Source organism: Desulfoluna butyratoxydans (assembly GCF_900699765.1).
GTDB classification, from domain to species: Bacteria; Desulfobacterota; Desulfobacteria; order Desulfobacterales; family Desulfolunaceae; genus Desulfoluna; species Desulfoluna butyratoxydans.
Genome location: NZ_CAADHO010000001.1, coordinates 437095 through 462641 on the forward strand (window position 1 = coordinate 437095; position 25547 = coordinate 462641).

Below are 25547 nucleotides of genomic sequence, written 5' to 3' on the forward strand. Positions count from 1 at the left end.
TTTCATCTTCGTCCCCGCGCTTCGGATTGGTCGCCCTGCTCATCCCGGTCTCTTTCATTGCCCGCAGCGCAAGCTTTGTGATATGCTCGCAACAGGTCGTAACATCAAAAGATACACCCGGTTTTACCCCGCTCCACCCCCCTCCACGGCCCGTCTTTGAAGACAGAAACACGAAAGAAGGGCCCCATGGACATCAAAACCGCATTCCCGAAAATCGTCGACAACATCCACGACGGCCTGTACATCGTGGACAAAGACCGCGCCATCACCTTCTGGAACAAAGCCGCAGAACGCATCACCGGGTACGCCGCAGGGGAGGTCCTCGGCAAAAAATGCTCGGAGAATATCCTCACCCACCTGGACGGCAAGGGAAACAAGCTCTGCACCGGCCGGTGCCCCCTGGAAAAGACCATGGCCGACAAAAAGATGAGGGAGGCCGAGCTCTTCCTGCACCACAAAAACGGCCACCGCATCCCGGTCTCGGTCCGGGTCAGCACCCTTAACGACCCTGACGGCAACGTGGTGGGGGGCATTGAGCTTTTCACGGACATCAGCTACCAGACCCTGACGGAGCAGCGAATCAAGGAGCTGGAAAGGCTGGCTCTCCTGGACATCCTCACCCAGCTTGCCAACCGCACCGGCATCCTCCGGGCCCTCCAGGGGGACTTGGAGGAGCACAAGCGCTACGGCGTGCCCTTCGGCATCCTCTTCATGGACATCGATCACTTCAAAAGGGTCAACGACACCTACGGCCATGACGCCGGAGACAAGGTCCTGAAAGCCATCGCAGATACCTTCGTGTCCAACTCACGGGCCTTTGACCTGTACGGGCGATGGGGCGGAGAAGAGTTCATCGGCATCATCCGAAACATCACGGCCGAGGCCCTGGAGTCCCTGGGCAACCGCCTCCGCACCCTCATCGCCAATGCCACATGCATCCACAACGGCAACGCCCTGCGGGTCACCATCTCCATGGGCGCCACCGTCGTGCGGCCCGACGACTCCATCGACAGCCTCATCAAACGCGCCGACACCCTCCTTTACGAAAGCAAGGCCGCCGGGAGAAACCGAACCTCCTTCCGCTAAAAAAGCCCTCCGGTGGAGGCAAGCTGAACCGTTACTCGGGGCCCAACACCAGAACACGATCCCGGAACGTAAGCACTTCGACGTCTCTCAGGGTGTTGATGCCGTCCCGGTTTGAAACCCCATCCTCAACGCGGATGCTGAAGCCACTTCTCAGGCGAATGGTGTACTCGGCATAATTTCCGCTGAACAGCACGGTGTTTTCACCGCTGTTGCCCGTGATGTCGTTGTTGTATCCGTTGACACGCACGTTGCTGTTTTTGTCCCCTGTCAGGGTGATGTCTTTGAGGTAGCGGGCATGATGGGTGTACGGAAGCTCGGGGTCGAACCGCAGGGAGAAGGTCCCTTCAAACCCGGGGTCGATGCGTGCGTTGTAGGTGAGGTAGGGGTGAAAAAAGGTGTTGTCCATAATGGCCGCCCCCATGGGATCGTTCTGTCGAAGGCCTTTCCGGTCCTTTGCGCAGTAATGCCCGTACATGCCGCGGTCATTCCACGGCCAGGCGCCCCAGAGGCCGTACCAGCTGTCCACCACGGCGGCCAGGTACTCCTGGGAGAGGCTGTTTTCCCGGCTCCACTCGTCAACCACCTCCTCCGGCAGGTCGCCCATCAAATTGTTTGCCAGGGCATATTGCTGGGCCACACGAATTCTGGCCTGCAGCCCGGGCAAGACCCCCGGCAATGTATGGGGCCCGTCCACGCCGATGCCGAAATCATGCACCAGGTGCAGGATCTCTTCAAAGGTGGCGTCCCGGTGGTGTTCGTAATCCTGATTCATGTACCACTCCCCGCCCTCCACCTGGATTTCATCCTGGTAAAGCGGTTGCCCCTCCAGCCTCACCGGAAACCACCCATCGTCGCTTCCGTTGAGCAGAAGCAACGCCGCGCCGTTGTCGGCCATTCGGTTGGCCACGGCGGATTTGTCCTCGCCGTAAAGAGACCCGGGGAAGTCTTTCAGGTAATGCTCCAGCACCCCTTTGGCCCGAAGCATTTGAAGGTCGCTGATCTTGTCCTGGGCAAAAATATGAATGGGCCTTCCACTGGGTGCCATGACCCGGGTGTACTTGCAGAATGCCCGTTTATAGCCTGGCTCCATGGAGGCAGGCACTGGCCCGATGCCTGGTGCCGTCCCTCCGCTGCACGCTCCCTTGGAGAGCACGGGAGAACTCCAGACACTGCAAGCAATGAGGGTGACAATAAATAAAACAACCGCCGCTGTGTTCCCTTGATCCTTCATTCCGACTCCTTGTTGTGCTTTTTCTTTGCAGTAAGCGTCCGGTCAGCTCCGCCGCGGCGGCCGGAGCGTGTGTGTCCGGCAACCACGCATCGGTATGCCGACGGGGTTGACTTCAAGACGCAGTGTAGAGCCGGTAAGGGGGCACATTCTATGGAGATTGTGTGTAAAAATGTATACAAATGTGAAGAAATACGTCCCCGAAAGGGGTGACTGTTCCCATCATGGCAAAAACCCGTTGCCGCCACGGAAAAAACCGTGGTACGACCAGACTCGTGTCGTTACGTATCTCCCCCGCCGCACCACCCGACAAGGTCGGATACCGCGCGCCAAACCTCTCGGGTTTCGATTCTGAGAGCTATCTTTTTCCGTTACATGCTGGAGTTGTTGACATGGAAAAGAAGATCCCCCTGCTGCTGGTTGAAGACGACAACCGCCTTGCCCCGATGATCAAAGAGTACCTGGATAAAAATGGATTTGATGTGACATGGGAACGGCGGGGAGATTGCGCGGAAAAAAGGCTGGCGGAGTGTTCGCCGAAGGTGATTGTCCTGGATATCATGCTGCCGGGCCTGGACGGGTTTTCCATTTGCCGTGCCATCCGGCCCACATTTACCGGCCCCATCCTGATGCTCACGGCCAAGGGGGACGACATCGACCACGTGGTGGGCCTGGAGCTCGGGGCCGACGACTACGTGGCCAAGCCCGTGACGCCGCGGGTGCTCCTTGCCCGGCTCACGGCCCTGCTCCGGCGCACCCAGCCGGAACCCGAGCCCCGACATCCCACGGACACCTTCACGTTCGGAAGCCTCGTCATCGACACCCGGGACCGAAACGCGTTCCTTTCTGGGACCCCCTTGAGTCTTACCACCAACGAGTTCAACCTGCTCACCCTCCTGGCCTCCAGGGCGGGCGAGGTGGTTAGCCGTGATGACATTTCAACAACAATTCGTGGTGTGGCCTACGACGGGCAGGATCGATCCGTGGATGTTCTGGTCTCCCGGGTCAGGAAAAAGGTGGGGGATGACCCCAAGCGCCCCAAACGAATCAAAACCGTCTGGGCGACGGGGTACCTGCTTGTTACGACGGCGTGGGACGATCCGTCATAGATACGGCCTGAACAGGCCAGGACAAACGGACCAGGGCACCGCCCAGGCGGGACTCGCCGATGGTCACGCGGCCCCTGTGGCGCTCTGCAATGCTGCGGACAATGGCAAGGCCCAGGCCGTGGTTTCCGGACTCCCTGTCCCTGCTCTCATCCAGTCGGATAAAGGGCACAAAGACGTTTTCCCGGTGTTCCTCGGCAATGCCGCACCCGTCATCCTCCACGGTGAGGAAAAAGTCGTCCCCTGATCGTTCCAGGGACACCTCAACAGCACTCCGGGCATACCGCACCGCATTGCCCACAAGATTCCCCAGGGCCCGCCCCAACAGACGCTCTTCAGCCAGGACCGTTGCCTGTTCCGGCTCCAGGAGGTCCCGAAAAACCACACCCACCTCCGGCCTCACACCGGACATCCCGGCACGAAACGTCTCCAGCCACCGGGTCATGTTCACCTCATGAAAATCAGGTTTTTCGCCCCCATGCTCCATGCGGGAAAAAGCGAGCAGCTCTTCCACCAGCCCGTCTAATTCTTCGATGCTGCACTGGATCTCTGCATTGAGTTTCTGCCTTGCCCCGGCATCGGTGGCTTCGTCCAGCAGCCCGAAGGCAAACTGGAGGCGCGCCAGGGGCGAGCGCAACTCATGGGAGACGGCATCGGCCAGGTCTATCCGGTAGGAGATCTCCCGCTGGACCTGTGCTGCCATGGCGTTGAACTCTTCGGCAAGGATATGCACGGCCGACCCCTTGGAAACCGCCACCCGGGCCGACAGATCCCCTTTTTTGAACCGCTCGGCCACCCCGGTGAGGGCATCGAGGTCCCGCCACAGGGGCCGGGTCCAGAGAAAGACCCCTGCGGCAATAAGGACCAGGAACATGCCAAGGACACAGTACACCGATACGTAATAGAGAAGAGCCTCCCCCTCGTCCAGGGAACCGAGGGCAAGGTAACTCTCAACACCGGGGAGGGTACACCAGGCAATGTCTGCCTTCTTGTCCACCCAGATCCCCCTGCGTGCCAGGCGGTCCACAGCCCCTTGTCCCCCGTCGGCGGGAGGGGCCTTGCTCAGCCGAACGGGAAACCCGAAGACCGGCCCGATGGAGGCAAGGGCCTCCTCGGCGGAAAGGGAGTCCTGTCGCTGAAGTTCCCGGGAGATCAGATACACGGTAAGGTCCGTGACCCGCTCGTCTTCCCCCGTGTACCAGCTCGACCCGTCACGCCCCGGCTCCACCAGAAGCACCTGGTCGCTCTTGGCAAGCCGCCGGTAAAAGGCGTCTTCCGAGTAATCACTCACGAGCTTACCGTCTACCAGCCCCTGCAGTGCGTCGTCTTCCAGGCCCTTCACGTCAGCCAGGGGCACAACCGAGACAAGCCTGCCGGACACCTCCCCAAAGGCCCTTACCAGCTCCGGCCACCGAAAGGGGGGAACCGCCCGGAACTCACGAACGGCAAGTTCCATCACCCCTTTCATGATGCGCTCGTTGTTCTCTTTTTCAAGGGACTCAAGGTAGGGCAGCACGGCCAGAAACGCCCCGACCCACACCGCCAGAACCAGCAGCAGCAACAGGTATAATTTGATAAAGATCTTCTTCATGGCATGATTTTTTTCTGATGGCGGGTTGTCTTACATCACGTCCGACTCTTCGTCGCCCGGCCGGCCCGCAAGGCTCTTGACCAGGCTGTCGTCTGCCTTGACCTTGTCCCCGGACTCCAGGCCGGCGACGATCTCCACGTGAATGCCGTCGGAGAGGCCCGTGGTCACGGTGCGGTGTTCACAGACCAGGGGATCTTCACCGGTGACGAGGTTCACGAAGGCCCCTTTCTCTTCAAAGGTCACCACCCCTTCATCGATCATGAGCACGTGCTTTCGCTCGGCCAGGACAATTTCTCCGGCCGCGCTGTAGCCCGATCGCAGCAATCCCTCATCGGGAAGGTCCAGGGTGGCCCGCAGGTCAAACTTCACTGCCCCGTTGGTCTGGGTGCCCTTGGGGGAGATGAACTCCGTGACCCCGGACAGGACCTTCTGGCGGTCCGCGCTCAGGGTCACGGCCACAGGCATGCCCGTCTTCACCTTTTCCACGTCGATTTCATCCACGGTTCCCTTGAAGATCATGTCCTTCATGTCCGCGATGACGGCGATGGTGGTGCCCTCGTTCATGGAGTTGCTCTCAATGACCGAGTCCCCCTGCTTCACCGGAACACTCAGGATCATCCCGTCGATGGTGGAACGAATAAGGGTGTTGGAGGCGGTGTCCCTGTCCCCTGCCCGTCCCTCCAGAATAAGCTGGAGGTTCTCCCTGGCGGCCTTGAGCTCAGCCTGGGCCAGGTCGGCGGCGAGCTCGTGCTCGTCCATCTTGGACTCTGAAATGGAGGCGGACTGGAACAGCTCCCGGTTACGCCGAAGGGTATCCCGGCAGTTGGCGAGGTTGATGCGGGCCACCTCCACACGGGAGCGGGCCGCGCTCAACTGGATCATCTCAGGCACGATCTGGATGGTGGCGATGATCTCGCCCTTCTTCACGGACATGCCCGCCTCTTTTTCCAGATTCTGGATGATGCCCGCCACCCGGGACTTGATGTTGATCTCCTTTCTCGGCTCGATGTGGCCCGTGATGAGGATCCGGTTGGAAATGTCCCCATAGGACGGCGAAACCGTCCCGAAAGTCTCCACCGGCCCGTGGGACTTGCCGTAGAGAAACACAAAGGTGCCGATAAACAGAGCGGCAACGGAAAGCACAGCAAGGCATGTCATTATTTTTTTCATCGTTTCATCACACTCCATAGTCGTGGCATCATACCCCCACAAACCATTGTGGGTCAGCTTAAAGCAGCCTCCGGCGGCAAGGTGTGCCACCTTGAAAGCAGGTTGCGAATGCGCTTTGCCCCTCGTTCCTCGGGTCAAATCACATCCGCCTTTCAAACAAACGTCTACCGTAACTATTCGGTTGCCTCTGGCGGGTCGCTAATAGTTACCGTCGTCCTAATTTACATCCCCTCCGCCTCCCTTTGCCCCCTGGAGCGCCGCACTCCAGTGCGGCACGGGTAACGACGGACTAAAAGGCCGCTTCGGTCAATTTTTCACGGGCGCAGCCCGTAAGCAAATGAGACGTCCCTTAAGGAACGAAGGGACTGAGCATGTGCGAACCTATTCGTCCTGGATGGCCTCCACAGGCTTGATGCGAACGGCCCGCTGGGCAGGCAGAAGACCTGCCAGAATGCCTGCCACCACCAGGACGGCCAGGGCTCCCAGGGCCGCGTCCAGGCTGATGGAGGGGTTGAGGAACATGCTCCCCTCTCCGACGGCCGAGGCCTTTTTGAGCACGCGGTTGACGGCCTCCAGAATCACCACCCCGGCAGACAGGCCCGCATACCCGGACACGCAGGTGAGCAGGGCCGACTCGCAGACAATCTGGAGCCGGACCTGGAGGGGCGTGGCGCCCAGGGCCCGCTTGATACCGATTTCGCGGGTCCGCTCCCGGATCACCAGAAGCATGATGTTGCAGATCCCGATGACACCGGCAGCCAGGGTCCCTAAGCCCACGGCCCAGGACAGGGCGGAGATCCCGAAAAAGAGGCTCGTCATTTTTCTGTACTGGCGCTCGATGTTCAGGTGGCCCACGGCCTGGGCATCGTCGGGGGCGATGCGGTGGCGCTCCTTGAGGATGGCGATGATGCGCTCTTCCAGGGTGGCCACGCTCACACCATCGGCGGCGGTGACGCCCATGTAATGGATGTCGTCCCCCAAATTCAGGAGACCGCCCAGGGTGGCAAAGGGCAGGTGAACAGTCCGGCTTTTCTGGCGGTCCTGGGCGGAGACGGGGGCCACCACCCCCACCACCCGGAAATACCCGCCGAAGACTTTCACTTTTTTTCCGATGGGCTCCTCTCCGGGTAAAAAGAGCACCTCGGCCACCCGTTTGCCGATGACGCACACCTTCCGCTTTTCCCGGATGTCCAGGCCGTTGATAAACCGGCCCTTCAGAATCTTCATGGACTCGATATCCCGCCAGCTCGGCACATCCCCCACCACGGTGAAGGAGGCCGACCGGGCCCCCCGGGCAACGTTCTTGGCCCCGCTGCCCGCATGAAGGCGCGGGGCAATGCTTTTGAGCTCGGCCAATTTATGCTTGAGCACAGCCACGTCCTGCAGGGTGATGTGCCACTCCCGACCCCGGCTGTATCCACCGCCGGGCTTTCCCGTGGGCTGGGACCAGAGATAGGCGCCGTTTTTGGCGTACCCGTCAAAGTCCTTCATGGCTCCGTTTCTCAGGGCGTTTCCCGCGCCCGTCAGGAGGGTGAGCATGAAGAGGCCCCAAAACACCCCAAAGGCCGTCAAAAACGTCCGGGTCTTGTTGCATCCCAGGGTGTGGAAAATCTCTTTCCAGTAATCCGCATCAAACATGGTCGTTACTCCCGCATGGCCTCAATGGGTTTCACAAGGGCCGCCCTTCGCGCCGGGAAAAAACCGGCCAGGACCCCGGCTGCAGACAGAAGCAGCAACGCCTTCACCGCAATGCCGAAATCCACGGTGGGATTCAAAAACACGGTGAAATTGCCCAGGACGTCTGTGCTCTCGGCCGCCTTGGCGCTTGTCACCGCCATAATCCACTGCACCAGTTCCAGGGTGGCCACCCCTGCCACCAGGCCGGTGTACCCGGCCGCCACGGTGATGAGCACGGCCTCGGTGACCACCATGCCCACCACGGATGCGGGGGTGGCCCCCACGGCCTTGCGGATACCGATCTCCCGGGTCCGCTCACGCACGGTGATCAGCATGATGTTGCTGATCCCCACGATGCCCGCAATAAGGGTCCCGATACCTGTGATCCAGAGAAACAGGCGAATGGCCGTAAAGAGCTTGCGGATCATGATGGACTCTTCCTGGCTGTTCATGGTCATGAGGGCGGCTTTGTCCGACGGGTCAAAGTGATGCTTGCCGGCCAGGGCAACCCGGGTGCCGGCTTCCATGAGGCGACTTTTTGCCAGGGGGGTCTCGCCGTCCACAAGATAGGTAAACCCCGAGATCTTCCGGTCGGCCTGAAAAAGGCGCTGTCCCGTGGCAAAGGGAATGTAGATCGTCCGATTGCCGAAGCTGGAAAGGCGCTTGAAGACACCCACCACGGTAAAGGGAATCCCTCCGATGAGAAGGGACTGGCCCACGGCCTCTGCCTTTCCAAAGAGAGCCCGGGCAATCTCGTCATCCACCACCGCTGTTTTGCGGGTCTCCCGCATATCCACGGAGTTCAGGTAGCGCCCCCGGGTCATCTCCACACGGGTAATGTGCCGGTTCTCCGGGCAGACGGCCTCCACGTTGAAAAACCCGTACTCGCTGCCGTGGCGCACCGGGGTCTCCAGGTTCAGTTCAATGACCGGGGCCATGTGGCCAATGCCCCTGATGCGTCCGCGGACCAGCTCTGGATCTCCTTCCGCCAACCGGATCTCCCGGCCCGCCGACACCCCGCCGTGGTCTTTCTGGGTATACCCGCCGTACACGGAGATGGCGTTCATGGCCTCTCCCTTGAAGTTTTCCCGCAGGCCGTTTTCAAGGCCGGTGCCCGCCCCCAGGAGGACAATGAGGATAAAGATCCCCCAGGCCACGGAAAACCCCGTCAGAAGGGTCCTCAGGCGATTCCTGTTCAGCACGCCGAAGACCTCCCGCCACCTGTCCGCGTCAAACATCTCCGCCCCCCTTGTGCTCCGGGGTGCCGGTCTCGATACGTCCGTCCTTCAACCGGATCATGCGGTCCGTCATCTCCGCGATGTCGGGCTCATGGGTGATGATGACGATGGTCTTGCCCGTGGCGTTGATCTCCCGGAGCAGGGCCATCACCCCGTAGGAGGTGTCGGTGTCCAGGGCGCCGGTGGGCTCGTCCGCCAGGATCAGGGGCGGATCGGTGATAAGGGCCCGGGCAATGGCCACCCGCTGCTTCTGCCCGCCGGAGAGCTCTGCGGGAAGGTGGCCGGCCCGGTCTGCCAGCCCCACGCGCGCCAACAGGGACCTGGCAAGACGGTTTCTCTCGCGCCGCCGAACGCCCCGGTAATACAAAGGCAGGGCCACGTTCTCTTCGGCTGTCTTGAAAGGAATCAGGTTAAAGGACTGGAAGACGAAGCCCAGGTTCCGGTTGCGAAGACGTGCTGCCCGGGTTTCGTCCATGGCACCCACGGCCATGCCGTTGAGGTGGTAAGAGCCGCTGTCGTAGCTGTCCAGAAGCCCGAGGATATTCAAAAGGGTGGACTTCCCCGATCCCGAGGAGCCCATCACCGACACCATCTCCCCTTCACCCACCGACAAATCGATGCCCTTGAGCACATGGAGCCGCCCCTCTCCCAGGGGGTATGTTTTGTGCAGACCCTTGATCTCAATCATAATCGAAGAACCTCTTGCCGCCGTCAAAAAACAGGGGCGTTTCAACGGCCCGCTCCATCTCCGCCATGGCCCGGTACATGGCGTACCGCGCCTCGGCGCGGCTGTTCTCCGCCTGGGTGAGCATCATGTTGGCATCCAGGAGATCTGTGGGCGTGGCGCTCCTGGCCTTGACCATGGCCTCGGTGACGCGATGGTTCTCCCGGGCCGAGGCCACCTCGCTGTGGGCGGCATCATAGCTTGCCACGGCGAGCCGGTAATCCTCCACCACCCGTTTCAAAGCGGTTTCAAGGGTCGTGCGGGTATCTGCAAGGGTCTCCTGGGCCCGGGAAACCTCGGAGCGGGCACTTGCCAGGCGACTCTTCCTGGCCGTGCCGTCAAAAAGGGTCCAGCTGAGATCGGCTCGCGCCACGGTATCGTCGTTGTGGCCGTAGGTCCTGCCATCAGGCATGGCCGAATCCCCGTAATGGGTCCACCCGGCGGACACGTCCAGGGAGGGCCACCAGCTGCCTTTGGCCGCCCGGGCATCATACCCCCTGGAGGTCAGCAATGTGTCCAGATATTTCAACTCGCTGCGGTGGGTGTCCATCATGGCCTTCAGCTGATCCATGGCAGGGACCCCAGGGGTATCCGCCGGGAAATCCGTCAGGGGCTCGGCACTGGAAAGGGACAGACCCGTCACCTTCTCCAGGTCGAAGATCGCCACCCGCACCCTGCTTTGGGCTTCCAGAACCTTGCGATGGGCGGCCACGGCCCGGGATTCCACCTTGAGGACCTCGTTTTTCGGGAAGAGCCCCACTTTGTATGACAACCGCGTGGTCTTGAGTTGTGACTGCAGGAGCGCCTCGGACTCTGTGGCCACCGCCCTCTTCTTTCTGGCACTCAACACCTCGATGTAGGCCTTGATCACCTTGAGCTTGTAGTCTTCCACCTGGCCGGTCTCCTGAAACTGCCGGGCCTGATAGCCTGCCGCAGCAGACCGATAGGCGTTGAGGTCGGCCAGCCCGTTAAACAGGTTCCAGCTCATCGTCACCCCGGCAGACGAGCTGTCCCGTCCGTCACCGCCCGCCGACCGGTCTGTCCGGGAGTAGCCGTAGCGGGAGGTGACCTTCGGCATCAGCGCCGCCTGGGCCGTGTCCCGCCTGTACTTCTCAATATCGGTTCCATGGGCCGCCTCTTTCAGGGTGTGGCTGTTTCTCAGGCCCGCCTTTACGGCGTCCTGCAGGGTCAGGGCGTGAAGAGGCCCTGCAACCCATACACTCAGTAAAAAAACCACTGCACTGGTCGCGCTTCTCATACCTAAGGTGTGCCTTCTGTGTGTCAGTCAAGATATCGCTTGGGCTGGCCCCTTTACAGGGCCATGTCCTGCTGTGCCAGCTGATCTCAAAATCAGCCTCCGCATTGTAGGCAATGCATACCGTGAAAGCAATTTCAGATATGTCATATCAGCAGAACCACCCAACAGAGTAAAAGAGGATACCTGGCTTAAAAGGTATACCCGATGCCCGCCCCCACCATCAGGGTAGAGCTTTCAAAAAATGAGATATTGCTTGTCATCTCACCCATGGCCGCCCTTGCCTGAAAGAAATAACGGTCGTACCCCAACGGGGCGTGGTAGACATATTCCGTGCTGAAAATCCACCCCTTGTCCTCACGAGTTTTTCCAAACACCGGGTGGGCGGCATCGTAACGTCTCTGCTCTCCGGACACCACCGAAGAGAGGCTCCAGCGCCCCATGTCCAGAATGTGAATAAGGTTCACGCGGTATCCGTCGTAGCTGTTGCTTTTGCCGTCAAAGTCGCCCTGAACGCCCCCCAGCCCTGCCAGGACCATGGACCGCCCCCCAAAAAACAGGGGAAACGACACCGTGGCTTCACCGGTCTCCCCGTCCCTTTCAAGGTCCGGGTTGTTCTTGCCGGATACGTCGTCCCGCACCCGCGTAAGGGTGTAGGCCACGTCCAGGCTGATGGGAAGCCCCAGGACATCTTCCCAGGAAAGCCCGAGGGTGCGGTCTTTGGACTTGGTCATCTCCCGGGCCGACCCCACGAGGTAAGGATCTTTCCAGACGTCGGTGCGATGGCGGGAAAAGCTTAAGGCCATGGTGCCGAGGTCCCCCAGGGACTGTCCCACGGTGAGGTTGCCGATGACGCTTGTCTCAAGCTCTTCGAGGCCGTCCACCACGTCCATGGACACCCACGTCCCCGTGGAATCAAAATAATATCCCCCCTCCAGGGTGATCAGGGGGATAAACGATGTCTCTTTATCGGCGGTGTCCTCCAGGCTGGTGATGGTTTCGTTTCCATCTTCCGCATCCAAAAGACTGGGCCGCCAATGGGACACACCGCCCCCGAGCATGGCGGTGCCGTAAAACCCGCCTTCATCACCCTCCGGGGCCGGGCCCTCGGCCCATACGCCCATGGGGGCACAACAGAACACCACGCACATCACAATAAAAACAAACCGTCCCACAATAGTCACCTCGCATCCTCAAGCCTTGTGTTTGTTTTTTGCTGCCTCAGGGCAGCAGGACTTCCGATGAGTCCATGGCTATCACGGGTTGTGCGTGTCATTCTGTGGAGAATGTGTGAAGAAATGTAACGAAGGGCCTGGACGCCCCCGGGCAAAGGCATGAGTTGTTGCAGCTACTTCCGTTTGGCTCCCCTTCCTGGGCCAACCTGTTGAAACGTAAAACGTAGCTATTCAGCTCCAAAAAGCAGCCACAGGCGGACCTGCCGGGGGTCAAACGTTTGAAACGTTTAATAAACAGGTCTTGCTCACTTATCCAGAAACCTTCGCGAATGTCCTCACCCTGAGAAACGAAGGGAGAGGGCATTCGCAACCTGGGGTCCAGGGGTGGCGAAGCCTCTTAGGCTAAAAATCCCCTGGCCGCCGGAGGCAGGCTTTTCTTGCCCACTTTAACCATGGAAGGCATCGCTTTTGTTTTTTGCCTCAGGTGGCCCGGCCGGTGTAAAATGCGAAAAACCGCACTCCCACGTTTTGTTTGAACGCCCCCACAAAGCCCAAAGGAGGTTCCGTGAACCCTGCACGCAAACGCGTCATTGTCGACTCGGACATGGGATGGGACGACATCCTCTCCATTCTCTGCCTCATGAAGCACCCTTCGGTGGATCTCCTCGGCATCTGCGTCACCGGGTGCGGTGAGACCGACCTCCGGTGGGGCACCCTCATCGCCAAAACCCTCACAGAGCTGGCCAACCGGCCCAGGATCCGGGTCTGCGCCGGCACCAGCACGCCCATGGGGTTTGATCACCGGTTTCCCCAACCCTTCAAGGATGAGATGAACAGTGTCATGGGGCTTCTGGGAAGCCTCAACCCCTCCGTCAGCTTTGAAACGGAGCCGCGCCCGGCCTGGCAGTTCCTGGCCGACACCCTGGAGGCGACCGACGAAAAAATCACCCTCCTCTGCCTAGGCGGGTTCACCAACCCTGCCCGCATGATGGACACCTTCCCTGCCCCACGAATCGACAACATTGAAAAAATCGTCGCCATGGCCGGGGCTGTTTATGTGGACGGCAACGTGGCCCTGCTCAACAACGCCAGGGACGCGTGGGACCAGGGCCCGGTGTACGCCACCAACCACGGGGCCGAGTGGAATGTCTTTATCGACCCTGTGGCGGCAAAGCGTATCGTGGACTCCCCCATACCCCTCACCCTGGTTCCCCTGGACGCCTGCAACCACGTGCTCCTGGGTCCGGACATGGCAGAGGCACTTACCGCCGTCGATCCCCTTGCCACCCTGGCAAAACGCATCCTCCTTGAGAAAACCGGTCCCCACAACGAAGGCATCCCCGTCCCCGTTTTCGACCCCCTGGCCACCCTGGTCATGACCGGGGACATGCAGAGCTGCCAGTCGTACCGGGCCTTCCTGGACATCGACATGACGGAGAACGAGACCAACAACCGGTGCGGCACAACCCGGGTCAGCCGAACCGGCTCCCGAAAAGTCACCGTGATCCAGGGGGGCTCCCGGCAGGAGTTCAAGGCCCGGTTTGCAGCCCTTCTCAACGGAACAGGCAAAACCTGACAAAATGAACATATGGCTATTTTGTTCATTGCACTTCCCCCCGCCTTTCTCTATACTTCAGGGTATCCCACCTCACACAACGCGAACGAAGGGCTCACGCATCTGCATGCCCGGATTGCGCACCCGCTGTTTGAGCCCTCTTGCCGGTCTCGGTTTGTGCAAACGATTTGCCAACCATAACCATCAAGTCAGGGGGAGACGTCATGAGAAAAAACAGTTTCGTGCTTACGGTTTTTCTGCTTTTCACCCTCATCCCATGCACCGCCCTTTCGGCGGAGACCTTCGAGGACCGGGTCTGTTTCAGGGGCAACAAGGCATCGTTCAACACGAGGTACGACATTAAACTCAAAGACGGCGACATCTGGATCAAGGAGCGAACCGGTGTCAACACCCCGGAGCCGCGGGTCAAGCTTGAGCTTCCCGAAGGCCTTGCCGGAGAGGTCACTGAGTTTGCCATGGACGATGAGCACATCATCGCCTTGAACGGTGAGCGCCAGATCTACACCATGTGGAACGGACTTGATGACATATCGGACTTCACCTGGCAGAAGGAGTGGGGTATTCCCTTCTGGATGGGCCCGGGCATGAAACTCACCGACGAGATCATCACCTGGGATTTTTCCGTGGTGTCAAGGCGGGAAGACGGGTACTGGACCGACCCGGCGGGCAATCTCTTTGAGGTGGGGCTGGCCAAATGCTCCCATATCTGGATGCTGGGGCCCAACGGCCAGGACCTGATCTACAACGACCCGTGGCTGCCAACGGATTACAGTTACGGCATCTGCGGGCCGGAAAGGGGGGCCTTCCAGGCCGTCAACCTGAGCACCAGCGGGTCCCACCTGTTTCTCATCAACAAGTACGGGGACATGTACACACGGTTCTACGACTTCGATATCGGGGGTGCCGACGCCTTTCTCCCCTCTTCTTACGAAGACCAGAGCGACAAGCTCATCCCCCTCATCCAGATCCCAACCTACTGGGTCCGCCACCCGAAAATCTCAGGCACCATCACGGACCGCATCAGCATCCACAAAATCGGGCGTAACTGCATCCATCGCACCCTGCGGGTGGAAGGCGTAAGCGAAGGCGGAGAAACCGGGTACTTTGAAAAGGACATCACCGAGGTGGACGACACCACCCAGTGGACCTTCCACCCCACGGGTGCCCCCCTGTCCGGCACCATCCTGGACAACCGGGAGGGAGACACCACCCACCTGACCCTGGGGGAACGGGACGACCGGTACTACGCGAGAAACATGGACAACCTGGGCTCCCTCACCCCGGGCCTGCCCTGGTACCACATCATCAACGGCAATGACTGGGCCGCAGAACTCACAAACTTCAGCTGCTACAACACCCCGGTGGACCTGGTGGTGCACCTGAGCCCGGAGGAGTCCCTCAACCTGAAGCTGCACACCAAGGAGACCATCCGCGTCAGCCCGCGCCCGCGGGGCCTGACCGACGATCCACGGTACATCCCCGGGGCCATTGAGGTCCCGCAAGAGCTTCTGGACAGGTACTCCGAGCTGCCCGTGAAATCGCGAAAATTCATTTCAAGCTACCTGATGAAGCGGGAGTTCACCCGCGTGGATATCCAGGCCACCCTGGACAAGGTCACCGTCACAGGCACGGCCGGGGGCCTTCTCATCGTGTGGACCTTCCGGCATTGACATTACGATAATAAAAGCCTCCGGCGGCCCTGCCGGGGGCCAAATTTTTGAAAACCAGGCAACTATTCGGCCCAATCCACCTCTGACTGCCAGAATAATATTTACAGCTTGTTATGTGACATCCCGTCGGGTGTGCTTGCGCACCATTTGTTCGGAAAGCCACCATCTTTTGCCATGTCTATGCTGCGTGAAGATCACCCGCACATTGGTTGTTATGACCGTTACGATTCTTCGGCGGTGCGCAAGCGCACCCTACCTCACCTACCCCGTCGGTAACGCGTCATACCCACATAAACTGAATAGTTACAAAACCGCTGGGTTCCTTCTGCCTTGAGGCCAAGGATACGTAAAGCACGCCCCCCATGCCCCTTCCGAAGACAAGCGTCCTCCACGTTTTTCGATTGACAGGTGGCGCCAATACGCGTAATCAAAAAGGGAACTTTTATTCTCAAGGAAACCAGAATGAACAACGCTTGCCACATATTGGCGGCGGCAGCGGCCATGGGGTCAACCCATTGTCGTTTCGCTGCCTTCTGATTATATAGACCGCAGTAAGAACGCCATGGGTTGACGACGACAACCCGTGGCTTTTTTTTTGCCCCGGGCTGTCCCCGGGGCCCCCGCCCTCACATACCGACCCATTGAGCCTTCTTACCCCAAACCCAACCGGAGGCGACACATGACGGAAGAACCACTCATCAAGTACTCGGAACGAATGGGGCACCTGCCCCCGTACCTGTTCGGCATGATCAACAAAATGAAGATGGAAAAGCGCCGGAAGGGGCTGGATGTCATCGACCTGGGCATGGGCAACCCCGTGGACCCGGCACCGGACAAGGTGACCGAGATGCTCTGCAAGGTGGCCAAGGATCCCAAGAGCCATCGCTACCCCGTGGCCGGAGGCATCAAGCACCTGAAGCAGGAGCTGGCCCTGATGTACGACAGAGACTACGGGGTCTCCCTGGATCCCGGCTCCGAGGTGATCACCACCATCGGCTCCAAGGAGGGGGTTTCCCACCTCTGCCTGGCCCTCCTGGGCCCCGGCGACACCATCATGGTGCCCACCCCCGCGTTTCCCGTTCACATTTATGCGGCCATCATCGCCGGGGCCAACGTGGTACGCTTTCCCATGGCCTCGGACGAGGACATGCTCAGGCAGATCTCCGACCTCTGCGAGTCCATGTACCCCGTGCCCAAGATGCTGATGCTTAACTACCCCCACAACCCCACGGGTCAGGTGACAAGCGTGGACTTCTTCAAAGAGGTGGTGAAGCTCGCCAAGAAATACCGATTCATGGTGATCCAGGATTTCGCCTATTCGCGCATCACCTACGACGGCTACAAGGCCCCCAGCTTCTTCGAGGTCCCCGGGGCCAAGGACGTGGGCGTGGAGTTCGGCTCCTTCTCCAAATCCTACAACATGGCCGGATGGCGCATGGGCTACTGCGTGGGCAACGCCGAGATGATCACAGGCCTGGAGAAAATCAAGGGCTACTATGACTACGGTATCTTCACCGCCATCCAGGCAGCAGGCATCGTGGCCCTTCGCGACTGCGAGGCCAACATCGCCGAGCAGGTGGAGGTCTACCTGAAACGACGGGACACCATGTGCGACGTCCTCAGGCGTATGGAGTGGGAAGTGGATGCGCCCAAGGCAGGCATGTTCCTCTGGGTCAAGATCCCCGAACGCTACAAAAACAGCCACGACTCCATGGCCTTTGCCATGGAACTCATGGAAAAAGCCCACGTGGCCGTGGCTCCCGGGGCAGGCTTCAGCAAGGAAGGGGAAGGCTACCTCCGCCTGGCCCTGGTGGAGAACGAAGAGCGCATCCGCCAGGCCCTCCGGCAGATCCGGCAGGCGGACATAGAACTCAGGTAAATCAGGTAACAGGGGGATAGATCACAGGCTGGGGCTTTTGTGGCTCGCCGGGCCATGGTCATCGTGTGGCCACCAGGGTCTTATTGATGACACCGTCTCAAGTGGCCGACGACCCGAAGTGTCCGGGTCACCCAACGCCTATATTTTACCGAGGCGTGCGGGGCATGGCTGGCTGATAAACCGGCTCAGTATTTGGCGATGCGGCGGTCCATGAAGGCCGCGGCCTGTGAGAGGCTGAAGGTAAGGATCAAATAGAGGAAGGTGACGGTGAGCCACACCTCGAAGGTGAGAAAGGTGGCGGCCATGACCTCCATGCCCTGGAAGGTAAGCTCCTGAATGGAAATAACGCTCATGATGGCCGAATCCTTGATGGTGGAGATAAACTGACCGGCCAGGGGCGAGATGATTTTCCGCAAGGCCTGGGGCAGGATCACGTAGCGAAACACCTGCCTCTCTTTCAGGCCTGTTGCCCGGGCCGCCTCCTTCTGCCCAAAGGGCACGGCCAAAAGCCCGCCCCGGACGATCTCCGTGACGTAGGCCCCTTCGTAGATGGCCAGGGTGATGACGGCCGAGAGGAATGCGTTGATCTGGGCCTCACCTGCAAAGAGAAAGGAAAAAATGGCCCGGGTGATTTCTGAACGCCCCCTGAGCCAGGCATCCACCCCAAGCAGATCCAGGAACTGGCTGCTGATGAAAAAGTAGAAGAGAAACACCAGCACCAGGGACGGGATGTTCCGGATGGTCTCCACGTACACCCAGCCCAAAAGCTTCTGACCCGGGCTGCCCTGGGCCCGCATGGCCCCTGCCGGGATACCGATGACCGAGGCCAGGAGACTGGCCCAGAGGCTGAGCTTCACCGTGGTGAAAAACCCCGTCAAAAGCAGGTTGGGCACCCAGCCCCCCTCATCGGTCCGCCTCAGGATGTACGAGGGCACCGCACCCCACTCCCATCCGTAATCCAGCACCGCCCCCACCCGGTGGAAAAACCACAGAACAAGCGCCCCCACCAGCAGCAGGGCCGCGGCGTCCACCATGCCGAACCGATATCTCTTCTTGCCAAAACCAATCATAGAGCTTACTTCACCCGTTCTGCCCAATCCCGGGTCTCGAACCAGTAGTGCTTGGTTTCGGCGAGGAACCCGTCGGCCTGTTTGGCGCGAATCCAGTTGTTAAAAAAGTTGAGGGCATCGTGGTCCCCCTTTCGAAGGGCAAAGCCGATGGGCTCCCGGGTAAAATCCTCTTTCAGGGGGACCGTCAGCTTGTTCGGGTATTTCAAGGCCTGGAACCGGGGAAGGGGAGCGGAAGACACCACCCCGTGGACCCGCCCCAGGTGAAGTTCCTGAAGGGCCTGGCTCTCATTTTCAAAAAGCTTAAAGGAAGCTTTGGGCAGGTACTTTTTGGCGGCCATCTCGGCGGTGGTGCCCATGCGCACGGCGATGGTCACCTCCTTTTTGTTGAAATCCGAAAGGGAGGAAAATCCTTCTGCCTTTTTTCGGTGGGCCACGATGGACATGCCTGTAAAATCATAAGGGTCGGTAAAATTCACCTTGAGGTTCCGAACCGGGGTGATGCCCATGCCGCCGATGATGACATCGAATTTGCCCGTAAGAAGGGCCGGGATAATGCCCGACCAGTTTGTGGGCACGAACTCCGCCTTTACGCCCATGTCCTTTGCCAGCTCCCTTGCCACGTCGATCTCAAAGCCCATGAGCTCCCCGGTCTTGTCCCGCATGGCCCAGGGCACAAATGTGGACATGCCCACCCGGATCACCCCTTTTTTCTGAATCGTCTCGATCACGCTCTCGCCCGCCCAAAGAGGCCCGCAGCCAAGCAGAACCCATACCATCATCACACAAGCCAGCCATCGTCTCATCATTCTCTCCTTCGGTGGGTTATTATTCGATAAACCCCGGCAGCTCCGCCGGTGGCCATGTCCCAGATCAATCAGACCAAACACTCATCACCTTTGCCTTTCACCTTTAGCCCTTAGCCCTTCGCCTTTCACCTTTTGCCTTTTGCCCTCCCCCCCCCTACCCCCTCATCCTGACCCTCGCCTCCCACCGGGCAATACAGGCGGACAGGGTGGCAGTCATGGCCAGGTAGCAAAAGGCCACGGTGAACCAGATCTCAAAGGTCAGGAAGGTTTCGGCCACAATGCTCTGGCCCTGCATGGTCAGGTCAAAAATGGAGATGGTGCTCACCAGCGCTGAGTCCTTGATCAGGGACACGCCCTGGCCTGCCAGCATGGGGAGCATCTGCCTCAGGGCCTGGGGTAGGATCACCTCGGCAAAGGTCCCCAAGGGGGTCATGCCGAGGCTGAAGGAGGCCTCCCACTGCCCCTGGTCCACGGCCGCGATGCCGGAGCGGATGATCTCCGAGGCATAGGCCCCTTCAAAAAGCGACAGGGCAATGACGGCCGAGGCGAACGCAGACAGGTCGATGACAGGCGAGATCACGAAATACATCACAAAAAGCTGGATCAAAAGCGGCGTGTTCCGAATGGTCTCCACATAGCCCACCACCAGGGCGTTGAGCACCGGAGAGGAGGTAAGGCGCATAAAGGCCGTGGAAAAGCCGATCACAAGGGTCAGGACCAGGCTGAGCCCCGAAATCTTCAGGGTCACCAGGGCCCCTTTCAGGAGCACTCCGGCCCGGAAGCCCTCATCGGTGACCGTCACCAGGTAGGGCCAGACCCTGTACCACTGCCAGTTGTAGTTCAGGTTATGGTATCCGTAAGCCAACAGGGCCAGGAGACCTGCGAGAAACATCGCGGTTTTTCCGTACATCCTGGTCCAGCGTTTCCATGCGTGCAAAGGCTCTCCATTTCGTAACTATTCAGTTGCCTCCGGCGGGTCGCTTTTTGAAAAAAGCTCCGCAAAAACGTTCCGGTGGCCTCGCCTTGAGCCGTCCAGCCCTGTTGGGGCTGGACGGCTCAAGGCGAGGCATATCCGTTATGTTTAGAAGAGTCGGTTTGTCGATAACTTAAGGTCGTCCCAAGTCGCTCGTAAGACCTGTTTGTCCAACTTTTTAAACGTTTGCCCCCCGGCAGGGCCGCCGGAGGCGCTTTTGAACTGAATCGTTACTCCGTTTCGTTATTTTCACCAGATTGGAGTGGGGGTTTCGGTGGTGTGCGCATCCGTCGACGGGGTCCGCCGGGCAGCGGGTTGAGGCCTCGGACATCGCGGCTGCCCCATGGCCCGAATGGAACTCGTGTTCCTCGAGCAGCAACCGTCATGAAGCACTGTCAAGGATCTTCCTTCATGTCTCATGTGGGAGGCATTGTATAGAAAATCCCCCTTAAAAACAACACCCTTGATTTGACATCTGCCACCAGGAGGGGTAGCTTCATTTTCCCGGTGCGAGCAACCGGAAAAACCCGTTTCATCAGGAGCCCCCATGCAGGACCAAAACGCCAAAATCCGGGAACTCACCCGGCGCATCCATGAACTGGAACTCAACGACCGCTTTATGGGCCTTCTGGAGAAGGCACTGGATGCGGTATACGTCATTGATTTTTCGGGGAACTTCATCGACGCCAACGACACGGCCCTGATGATGCTGGGCTACCAGCGCCACGAGCTTCCCGGCCTCAACTTCTTCGAGTTGATCCGGGAAGACCAGAAAACCCATGCCACCGGCATCCTCGGTAACCCGGAAAAGAGAACAGGCTTCACCGAAGCCCTGGAGTTTCGCGTCCGGCGAAAGGACGGTTCCCACATCTGGATCTCCACCCGGGCCCGGCTCATCAAGGAAAATGATGTGCCTGTGCGGCTCCACGGCATTGCCGTGGACATCACCGACCGGAAAAAACGGGAAGAGGACCTGAAAAACCGCGAGGAGAACCTGATCATGGCCCTGGAAGGGGCAGAGCTCGGGGTCTGGTACTGGCGGGTGGACAAAAAAGTGGTCACCCTGGAGCGGGGCTGGGGCCAGCGGTTCGGGGTGAAAGACGGGGAGTCCATGCCCCAGGCCGAGTTTCTGGACCGGCTGCACCCGTCGGAGCGCCCCTTTGTCTCCGGTTCATTTACCCTGCACCTCAAGGGTGAAACAGATGCCGTGCACGTACGCCACAGGTTCAAAGGACGCGACGGCGCCTGGCTCTGGATGAGCACCCGCGGGAAAGCCGTGGAAAAAAGGCCCGACGGCCATGTCCTCACCGTGGCCGGGACCTTTCTGGACGTCACCCGCCAGGTACGCATGGAAAAGGCCCTGAAACGCCGCAAGGCAGAAGTCGAAGAAAAGGTGAGCCGCCTGGAAGAGAGCCAGGCCGCCCTGAGGGCCCTTTTGACCCAGCGGGAAAAAGACAAGGAAGAGCTGGGTGAGAACATGACCGCCACCCTGCGCCACCTGGTCCTCCCCTCCCTGGAGAAGGTCACAGACCACCCCCTGACCCCCACCCAGAAAAAGCATCTGGACGCCGCCATGACGAGCCTGTCTGAGATCATCTCTCCGTTCACCCGGCGCCTGGCCTCCCCCTTTATCAACCTCACCCCCATGGAGCTCAAGGTTGCCGAGTTCATCCGCCAGGGACACACCTCCAAGGAAATGGCGGCCATGCTCCACCTCTCCAAGGGAACCATCGATTTTCACCGCAACAACATCCGAAAAAAGCTGGGACTCAACAACAGCGGGGCCAACCTGCGCACCCAGCTCCTCTCGTTGACCCGGTAGGTACCGATTCATCCGTCGTTTTGTATACGTTGGGCATCCTGCGGAGCGGGCACCCCTTAAGGTGCGAATCTGGTTTGGAAACGGTGCGCAGGTCGCAAGGGGAAAGAACTGGCTGCCGAGCCCCCTTCAAAAAACACTCAAAAACCCGTTCTTCCGACATTCATATACCCAAAGCCCCGCGAGGCTCTCCAGAGGCCATGGCCTGCGTTGAATGAAATCACCGTTCCCACCTGCCGCGGCAGGGATAAGACGCCACAACAGGGTCACGTACCCTGGGCAGTGACAAAACATCGTTCGCGGCATAACACAGCCACCTCGATTTCCCATCTCCATTAACACCCTGCCAGCCAAAGCGATTCCATAGAATGTCTATTCTAAAATATAGGTTTCAACCCTATATTACCCCTCTATTCTTTCCATATTGCCTTTCCATGGGGCTCTGGCATGCTTTGTGAGCCATACCGGTGCACCGCACCGCAACAGACTGGACATACCGGAGCCACCCGGTGCACCCACGAACTTTTTATGAAAACATGTTGAGGCCCCATGAAACGAACCCTGACCATCCTTACTGCCCTGCTGACCCTCACTTCGGCACTCCCGACGTGGGCCGGCATGGTCGACACTTACGGAATCGGCTCCCGGGCCACTGCCATGGGAGGCGCTGTCAGCGCCGCCCCTTCCCCCGTTTTTGCCCCCTACTACAACCCGGCGGGTCTTTCCCGGGCCACTTCCGCCACCATGTCCGCCGGGGTCCTGACCACCACCCCGGACATTGAGATTGACGACTACAGCGTTGCGGGAGTTCCTCATAGACCCGACCTGGAAACCCCCACCAACTTCTCCGACGAAACCGGTACCCTGGTGGCTCCCCATCTGGGGGCAGCCATGCCCCTGTCCGACCGCCTGGCCGCAGGGATCACCCTTTGCGTGCCCTGGGGCATGCACGTCAAATGGGACAAAAACCCGCAAACCAACCCCGGGGCCCACAACAACTACGAGGCGTATTACCAGCGGGTCACCGTCACCCCTGCCCTGTCCTACAAAGTCAGCGAAAAACTCTCCCTGGGTGCCGGGGTCTCTTTGGGGCGCTCCGAAACCGGGGCGGATTTCGTTCAACTTGGAACGAATGATATCTATGAAGCCGAGCTCACCGACGACTTTAACGTCTCCTACAATATCGGCGTCCTCTACCAGGCCACGGATCGCCTCTCCATGGGCCTGACCTACCGAAGCCGCACCGAGGCTGAGTTTGAAGGGGATCTAAAAGTGAACGGCACGAAAATCAACACGGTCATGCTGGACTACGATCACCCTGAGCAGGTTCAGGCCGGCCTGGGGTATCGCTTTGGTGCAAAAAAAGGATTGCTCGTGGAAGCGGACGCCACCTGGACCCGATGGAGCATCAACGACGTTCAGGACCAGCGGTTTTCATCCCCCCTCATGACCCCTTTAGGTCCTGTCACCAGCCTGCCCGTTACCCGCGACTGGGACGACACCACCAAATACAGCATCGGCATGGAATGGACCGTCAACCCCACCGTGACCCTTCGCGGCGGCTATGTCTGGGATCCCACTCCCGTGCCCGACGAGAGCCTTGACTTCATCTGGCCCGACGGGGACAAGCACACCTTCTCCCTGGGCGCTGGATTCACCTTCGGGAACTTCACCCTGGACATTGCGGCAAGCTACGCGGACATCCCCAGCAAGCGCACCATCAACGGGGAGAGCGAGGCTCTGAACCCCAGCTACGGAGGCGCCCCGGTAAGCCTCGTGGCCGACGGCACGGTGCTGAACGTGGGCACGACCCTCTCCTACCGGTTCTAACCCGGATATTTCATGAGAAAACAAACAGCCAAGATAAAAGCTCTATAATTTCAGAATATTACAACGAAAATGCCAGCTTTTTATAAAATGCAAAATGTAAATCAGGGTTTGCTGTTTGTTTTTCTCACCCTTCGGGCGAGCCGGGATAGAGAAGCTTAAATAGTTACACCGGACCTTAAAGATTTAAAAAAGCGCGCCATGGTTTCCCATGGCGCGCTTTTTTTGGTGATGTCGCCTAAGGCCCCACCCCCGACACGAGCCCCCGGCATCTCCTCTGATGCGGCATGGAGCCATACCTTCAAAACCTGTTTGACAACTGCTTGGAAAACGTCCCCGTGTGCAGGGCCTTGCCCTGATGGTGGTCATCTCAGCGGGAACTGTCTCTTTTCCCTTGACAGGCACAGAGCTTGCGGGATACTTTGCGCACAAATCAATCTTGGAAACATTTCCTAAAGCCAACAACCCACATTTCCCGACATCAGACGCCAAGCCACCGCATGCGCCGGGCAGGATATCAGATGAAGTGCGCGTGCCACCGGCTTTTGGCGGTTTCATCACACCCGACCAACGGACATCATCATGACTGCAGAAATTACGTACAACGAATGCATTGTCTTTCTGCTGGCAAAAGCCAACCAGAAAGCCCAGAGAAACCTGAAAAAACGCATGAAGCCCTATGGCCTCACCACGGTCCAGGGGCTCGTCCTCGGTGCCATCTACGAAAACAACGGGCTCACCGCCAGCGAAATCGGCCAGCGTCTCGTCCTGGACAACGCCACGGTCTCAGGGGTCCTCGACCGGCTCATCGACGGGGGCTGGATCACCAAAAAAAGCGATGAGAACGATCGCCGGGTCCAGCGTATCCTCCTGACAGAACAGGCCAACTCCAGCATCGTCAACGACCTTTTCAAGGTCCGTGCCGACGCCAACGAAGAGACCCTGGCCCACCTGAGCCTTGAAGAAAGGGTCCTTCTGAAACGGCTGCTTCGCGACCTCGAGTAGATACTTTGTATACAATATATAATACGCGCGAACGTACCACAATCCTCGCCACAACGCAAAACACCCTGAGCATTCAACAGCCCCGGGTGTTTTTGTTCGTACGCATTATTTCGCGGCGATAGAACCGGTTCTCCCCCGACGCTCACACCGGAGCTCAACCTCCTGTAACAAATAGAATAAACACCTGTTTATCGCCGTTTCGCACGATCCCTTCAAAAAACAGGTTCTCCCCACAAAAAGTGCCTCTGCGTGGCTCTCTAAGGTTTCACGTACGCGTAGCCGTCCCGCTGGAGTTCCACCAGCTTAAGCACACCGGCCCGGGTCACCTTAAAGGCCGGATGGAGCACCTCAGGGGTAAGACCGAACTGGGTCAGTGAGTTGTTGCAGACAAAAAAGACAATGCCCTGATTCGCCAGCCGGGTCACCAGCTCCGAAAGCTCCATGTCCATGCTCGCCGTCACCTGCTGTGCCCCGGGGCCGTTCACCACAATGGCCCCTTCGATGGGACGCCCCTCCACGGCCGCCAGAAGGTTCTTCATGTTGTTTAACGTCAGGCGAAGGCGCCTCTCCTTATCGGAATCCAGATGCAATACGACTTTCATAAGCTCCCCTTTCGCTGAACACCCCAGGGGGTACGCTCCCCCCGGATTGTCGTAAAATAATGTGTTGTGG

Annotated in this window: 20 protein-coding genes; 8 read left to right on the top strand and 12 right to left on the bottom strand. The window is 59.2% G+C overall.

All coding sequences use genetic code 11. The features are described from left to right. The first annotated feature begins 186 nt into the window (after positions 1–186). Positions 187–1086, top strand: coding sequence for a sensor domain-containing diguanylate cyclase (locus MSL71_RS01940; protein WP_180136985.1), 900 nt, complete (start codon positions 187–189; stop codon positions 1084–1086). A gap of 31 nt (positions 1087–1117) precedes the next feature. Here MSL71_RS01940 and MSL71_RS01945 read toward each other — a convergent pair whose 3' ends face one another. After that, a complete protein-coding gene (locus MSL71_RS01945; RefSeq protein WP_180136986.1) occupies positions 1118–2317 on the bottom strand; it encodes a hypothetical protein in 1200 nt (399 codons plus the stop codon). A 389-nt stretch (positions 2318–2706) separates the two neighbouring features. Between MSL71_RS01945 and MSL71_RS01950 the strand changes: the two genes are divergently transcribed. Further along, a complete protein-coding gene (locus MSL71_RS01950) occupies positions 2707–3423 on the top strand; it encodes a winged helix-turn-helix domain-containing protein (protein ID WP_180136987.1) in 717 nt (238 codons plus the stop codon). Here MSL71_RS01950 and MSL71_RS01955 read toward each other — a convergent pair. From MSL71_RS01955 to MSL71_RS01985, 7 genes are all read right to left on the bottom strand, one after another. Beyond that, a complete protein-coding gene (locus tag MSL71_RS01955) occupies positions 3395–5011 on the bottom strand; it encodes an ATP-binding protein (RefSeq protein ID WP_180136988.1) in 1617 nt (538 codons plus the stop codon). The genes MSL71_RS01950 and MSL71_RS01955 overlap by 29 nt on opposite strands. A 30-nt stretch (positions 5012–5041) precedes the next feature. Next, entirely contained in the window at positions 5042–6169 is a 1128-nt protein-coding gene (locus MSL71_RS01960; protein ID WP_180136989.1) for an efflux RND transporter periplasmic adaptor subunit, read from the bottom strand. Between the two features lie 393 nt (positions 6170–6562). Continuing rightward, the gene (locus tag MSL71_RS01965) at positions 6563–7819 is read right to left on the bottom strand and encodes an ABC transporter permease (protein WP_180136990.1); all 1257 of its coding nucleotides are present in this window, start codon (positions 7817–7819) and stop codon (positions 6563–6565) included. A 5-nt stretch (positions 7820–7824) separates the two neighbouring features. Further along, positions 7825–9096, bottom strand: a complete 1272-nt coding sequence (locus tag MSL71_RS01970; protein WP_180136991.1) for an ABC transporter permease — start codon at positions 9094–9096, stop codon at positions 7825–7827. Then, positions 9089–9784, bottom strand: coding sequence for an ABC transporter ATP-binding protein (locus MSL71_RS01975; protein ID WP_180136992.1), 696 nt, complete (start codon positions 9782–9784; stop codon positions 9089–9091). The genes MSL71_RS01970 and MSL71_RS01975 overlap by 8 nt, the downstream gene beginning before the upstream one ends. Next, positions 9777–11078 carry a TolC family protein gene (locus MSL71_RS01980; protein ID WP_180136993.1) on the bottom strand — a complete coding sequence of 434 codons (1302 nt, stop codon included), beginning with the start codon at positions 11076–11078 and terminating at the stop codon, positions 9777–9779. Before MSL71_RS01980 ends, MSL71_RS01975 begins: the two co-directional genes overlap by 8 nt. A gap of 188 nt (positions 11079–11266) precedes the next feature. Next, positions 11267–12259: a DUF2860 family protein gene (locus MSL71_RS01985; protein ID WP_180136994.1), complete on the bottom strand. Its 993-nt coding sequence runs from the start codon at positions 12257–12259 to the stop codon at positions 11267–11269. Positions 12260–12815: 556 nt separating this feature from the next. Here MSL71_RS01985 and MSL71_RS01990 point away from each other — a divergent pair. From MSL71_RS01990 to MSL71_RS02000, 3 genes are all read left to right on the top strand, one after another. After that, complete coding sequence (locus tag MSL71_RS01990) at positions 12816–13826, top strand: nucleoside hydrolase (RefSeq protein ID WP_218950921.1); 1011 nt, start codon at positions 12816–12818, stop codon at positions 13824–13826. 203 nt (positions 13827–14029) lie between these two features. Continuing rightward, a complete protein-coding gene (locus MSL71_RS01995; RefSeq protein ID WP_180136995.1) occupies positions 14030–15496 on the top strand; it encodes a hypothetical protein in 1467 nt (488 codons plus the stop codon). A 679-nt stretch (positions 15497–16175) separates the two neighbouring features. Continuing rightward, complete coding sequence (locus tag MSL71_RS02000; protein WP_180136996.1) at positions 16176–17375, top strand: aminotransferase class I/II-fold pyridoxal phosphate-dependent enzyme; 1200 nt, start codon at positions 16176–16178, stop codon at positions 17373–17375. A 185-nt stretch (positions 17376–17560) separates the two neighbouring features. Here the strand turns inward: MSL71_RS02000 and MSL71_RS02005 are convergent, their stop codons facing one another. The 3 genes from MSL71_RS02005 to MSL71_RS02015 form a co-directional block, all read right to left on the bottom strand. Further along, positions 17561–18445: an amino acid ABC transporter permease gene (locus MSL71_RS02005; protein WP_180136997.1), complete on the bottom strand. Its 885-nt coding sequence runs from the start codon at positions 18443–18445 to the stop codon at positions 17561–17563. A gap of 5 nt (positions 18446–18450) precedes the next feature. Then, positions 18451–19251 (bottom strand): transporter substrate-binding domain-containing protein, encoded by an 801-nt coding sequence (locus MSL71_RS02010; RefSeq protein ID WP_218950922.1) that lies wholly within the window; start codon positions 19249–19251, stop codon positions 18451–18453. Between the two features lie 154 nt (positions 19252–19405). Next, a complete protein-coding gene (locus MSL71_RS02015) occupies positions 19406–20143 on the bottom strand; it encodes an amino acid ABC transporter permease (RefSeq protein ID WP_246317689.1) in 738 nt (245 codons plus the stop codon). A 628-nt stretch (positions 20144–20771) separates the two neighbouring features. Here MSL71_RS02015 and MSL71_RS02020 point away from each other — a divergent pair. From MSL71_RS02020 to MSL71_RS02030, 3 genes are all read left to right on the top strand, one after another. Then, entirely contained in the window at positions 20772–22046 is a 1275-nt protein-coding gene (locus MSL71_RS02020; RefSeq protein ID WP_180136998.1) for a helix-turn-helix transcriptional regulator, read from the top strand. Between the two features lie 546 nt (positions 22047–22592). After that, entirely contained in the window at positions 22593–23873 is a 1281-nt protein-coding gene (locus MSL71_RS02025) for an OmpP1/FadL family transporter (protein ID WP_180136999.1), read from the top strand. A 579-nt stretch (positions 23874–24452) separates the two neighbouring features. Then, positions 24453–24875, top strand: a complete 423-nt coding sequence (locus MSL71_RS02030; protein ID WP_180137000.1) for a MarR family winged helix-turn-helix transcriptional regulator — start codon at positions 24453–24455, stop codon at positions 24873–24875. 257 nt (positions 24876–25132) lie between these two features. Here the strand turns inward: MSL71_RS02030 and MSL71_RS02035 are convergent, their stop codons facing one another. Next, positions 25133–25477, bottom strand: coding sequence for a DsrE family protein (locus MSL71_RS02035; protein WP_180137001.1), 345 nt, complete (start codon positions 25475–25477; stop codon positions 25133–25135). Positions 25478–25547 lie beyond the last annotated feature (70 nt).

Coding starts and splice junctions, on each gene's coding strand:
- MSL71_RS01965 (WP_180136990.1), bottom strand. CDS start 7,819: ATGTTTGATGCGGATTACTGGAAAGAGATTTTCCACACCCTGGGATGC.
- MSL71_RS02015 (WP_246317689.1), bottom strand. CDS start 20,143: ATGTTTCTCGCAGGTCTCCTGGCCCTGTTGGCTTACGGATACCATAAC.
- MSL71_RS01995 (WP_180136995.1), top strand. CDS start 14,030: ATGAGAAAAAACAGTTTCGTGCTTACGGTTTTTCTGCTTTTCACCCTC.
- MSL71_RS02000 (WP_180136996.1), top strand. CDS start 16,176: ATGACGGAAGAACCACTCATCAAGTACTCGGAACGAATGGGGCACCTG.
- MSL71_RS01950 (WP_180136987.1), top strand. CDS start 2,707: ATGGAAAAGAAGATCCCCCTGCTGCTGGTTGAAGACGACAACCGCCTT.
- MSL71_RS01955 (WP_180136988.1), bottom strand. CDS start 5,011: ATGAAGAAGATCTTTATCAAATTATACCTGTTGCTGCTGCTGGTTCTG.
- MSL71_RS01970 (WP_180136991.1), bottom strand. CDS start 9,096: ATGTTTGACGCGGACAGGTGGCGGGAGGTCTTCGGCGTGCTGAACAGG.
- MSL71_RS01960 (WP_180136989.1), bottom strand. CDS start 6,169: ATGACATGCCTTGCTGTGCTTTCCGTTGCCGCTCTGTTTATCGGCACC.
- MSL71_RS01940 (WP_180136985.1), top strand. CDS start 187: ATGGACATCAAAACCGCATTCCCGAAAATCGTCGACAACATCCACGAC.
- MSL71_RS02035 (WP_180137001.1), bottom strand. CDS start 25,477: ATGAAAGTCGTATTGCATCTGGATTCCGATAAGGAGAGGCGCCTTCGC.
- MSL71_RS01980 (WP_180136993.1), bottom strand. CDS start 11,078: ATGAGAAGCGCGACCAGTGCAGTGGTTTTTTTACTGAGTGTATGGGTT.
- MSL71_RS01945 (WP_180136986.1), bottom strand. CDS start 2,317: ATGAAGGATCAAGGGAACACAGCGGCGGTTGTTTTATTTATTGTCACC.
- MSL71_RS01975 (WP_180136992.1), bottom strand. CDS start 9,784: ATGATTGAGATCAAGGGTCTGCACAAAACATACCCCCTGGGAGAGGGG.
- MSL71_RS02005 (WP_180136997.1), bottom strand. CDS start 18,445: ATGATTGGTTTTGGCAAGAAGAGATATCGGTTCGGCATGGTGGACGCC.
- MSL71_RS02030 (WP_180137000.1), top strand. CDS start 24,453: ATGACTGCAGAAATTACGTACAACGAATGCATTGTCTTTCTGCTGGCA.
- MSL71_RS02010 (WP_218950922.1), bottom strand. CDS start 19,251: ATGATGAGACGATGGCTGGCTTGTGTGATGATGGTATGGGTTCTGCTT.
- MSL71_RS02025 (WP_180136999.1), top strand. CDS start 22,593: ATGAAACGAACCCTGACCATCCTTACTGCCCTGCTGACCCTCACTTCG.
- MSL71_RS02020 (WP_180136998.1), top strand. CDS start 20,772: ATGCAGGACCAAAACGCCAAAATCCGGGAACTCACCCGGCGCATCCAT.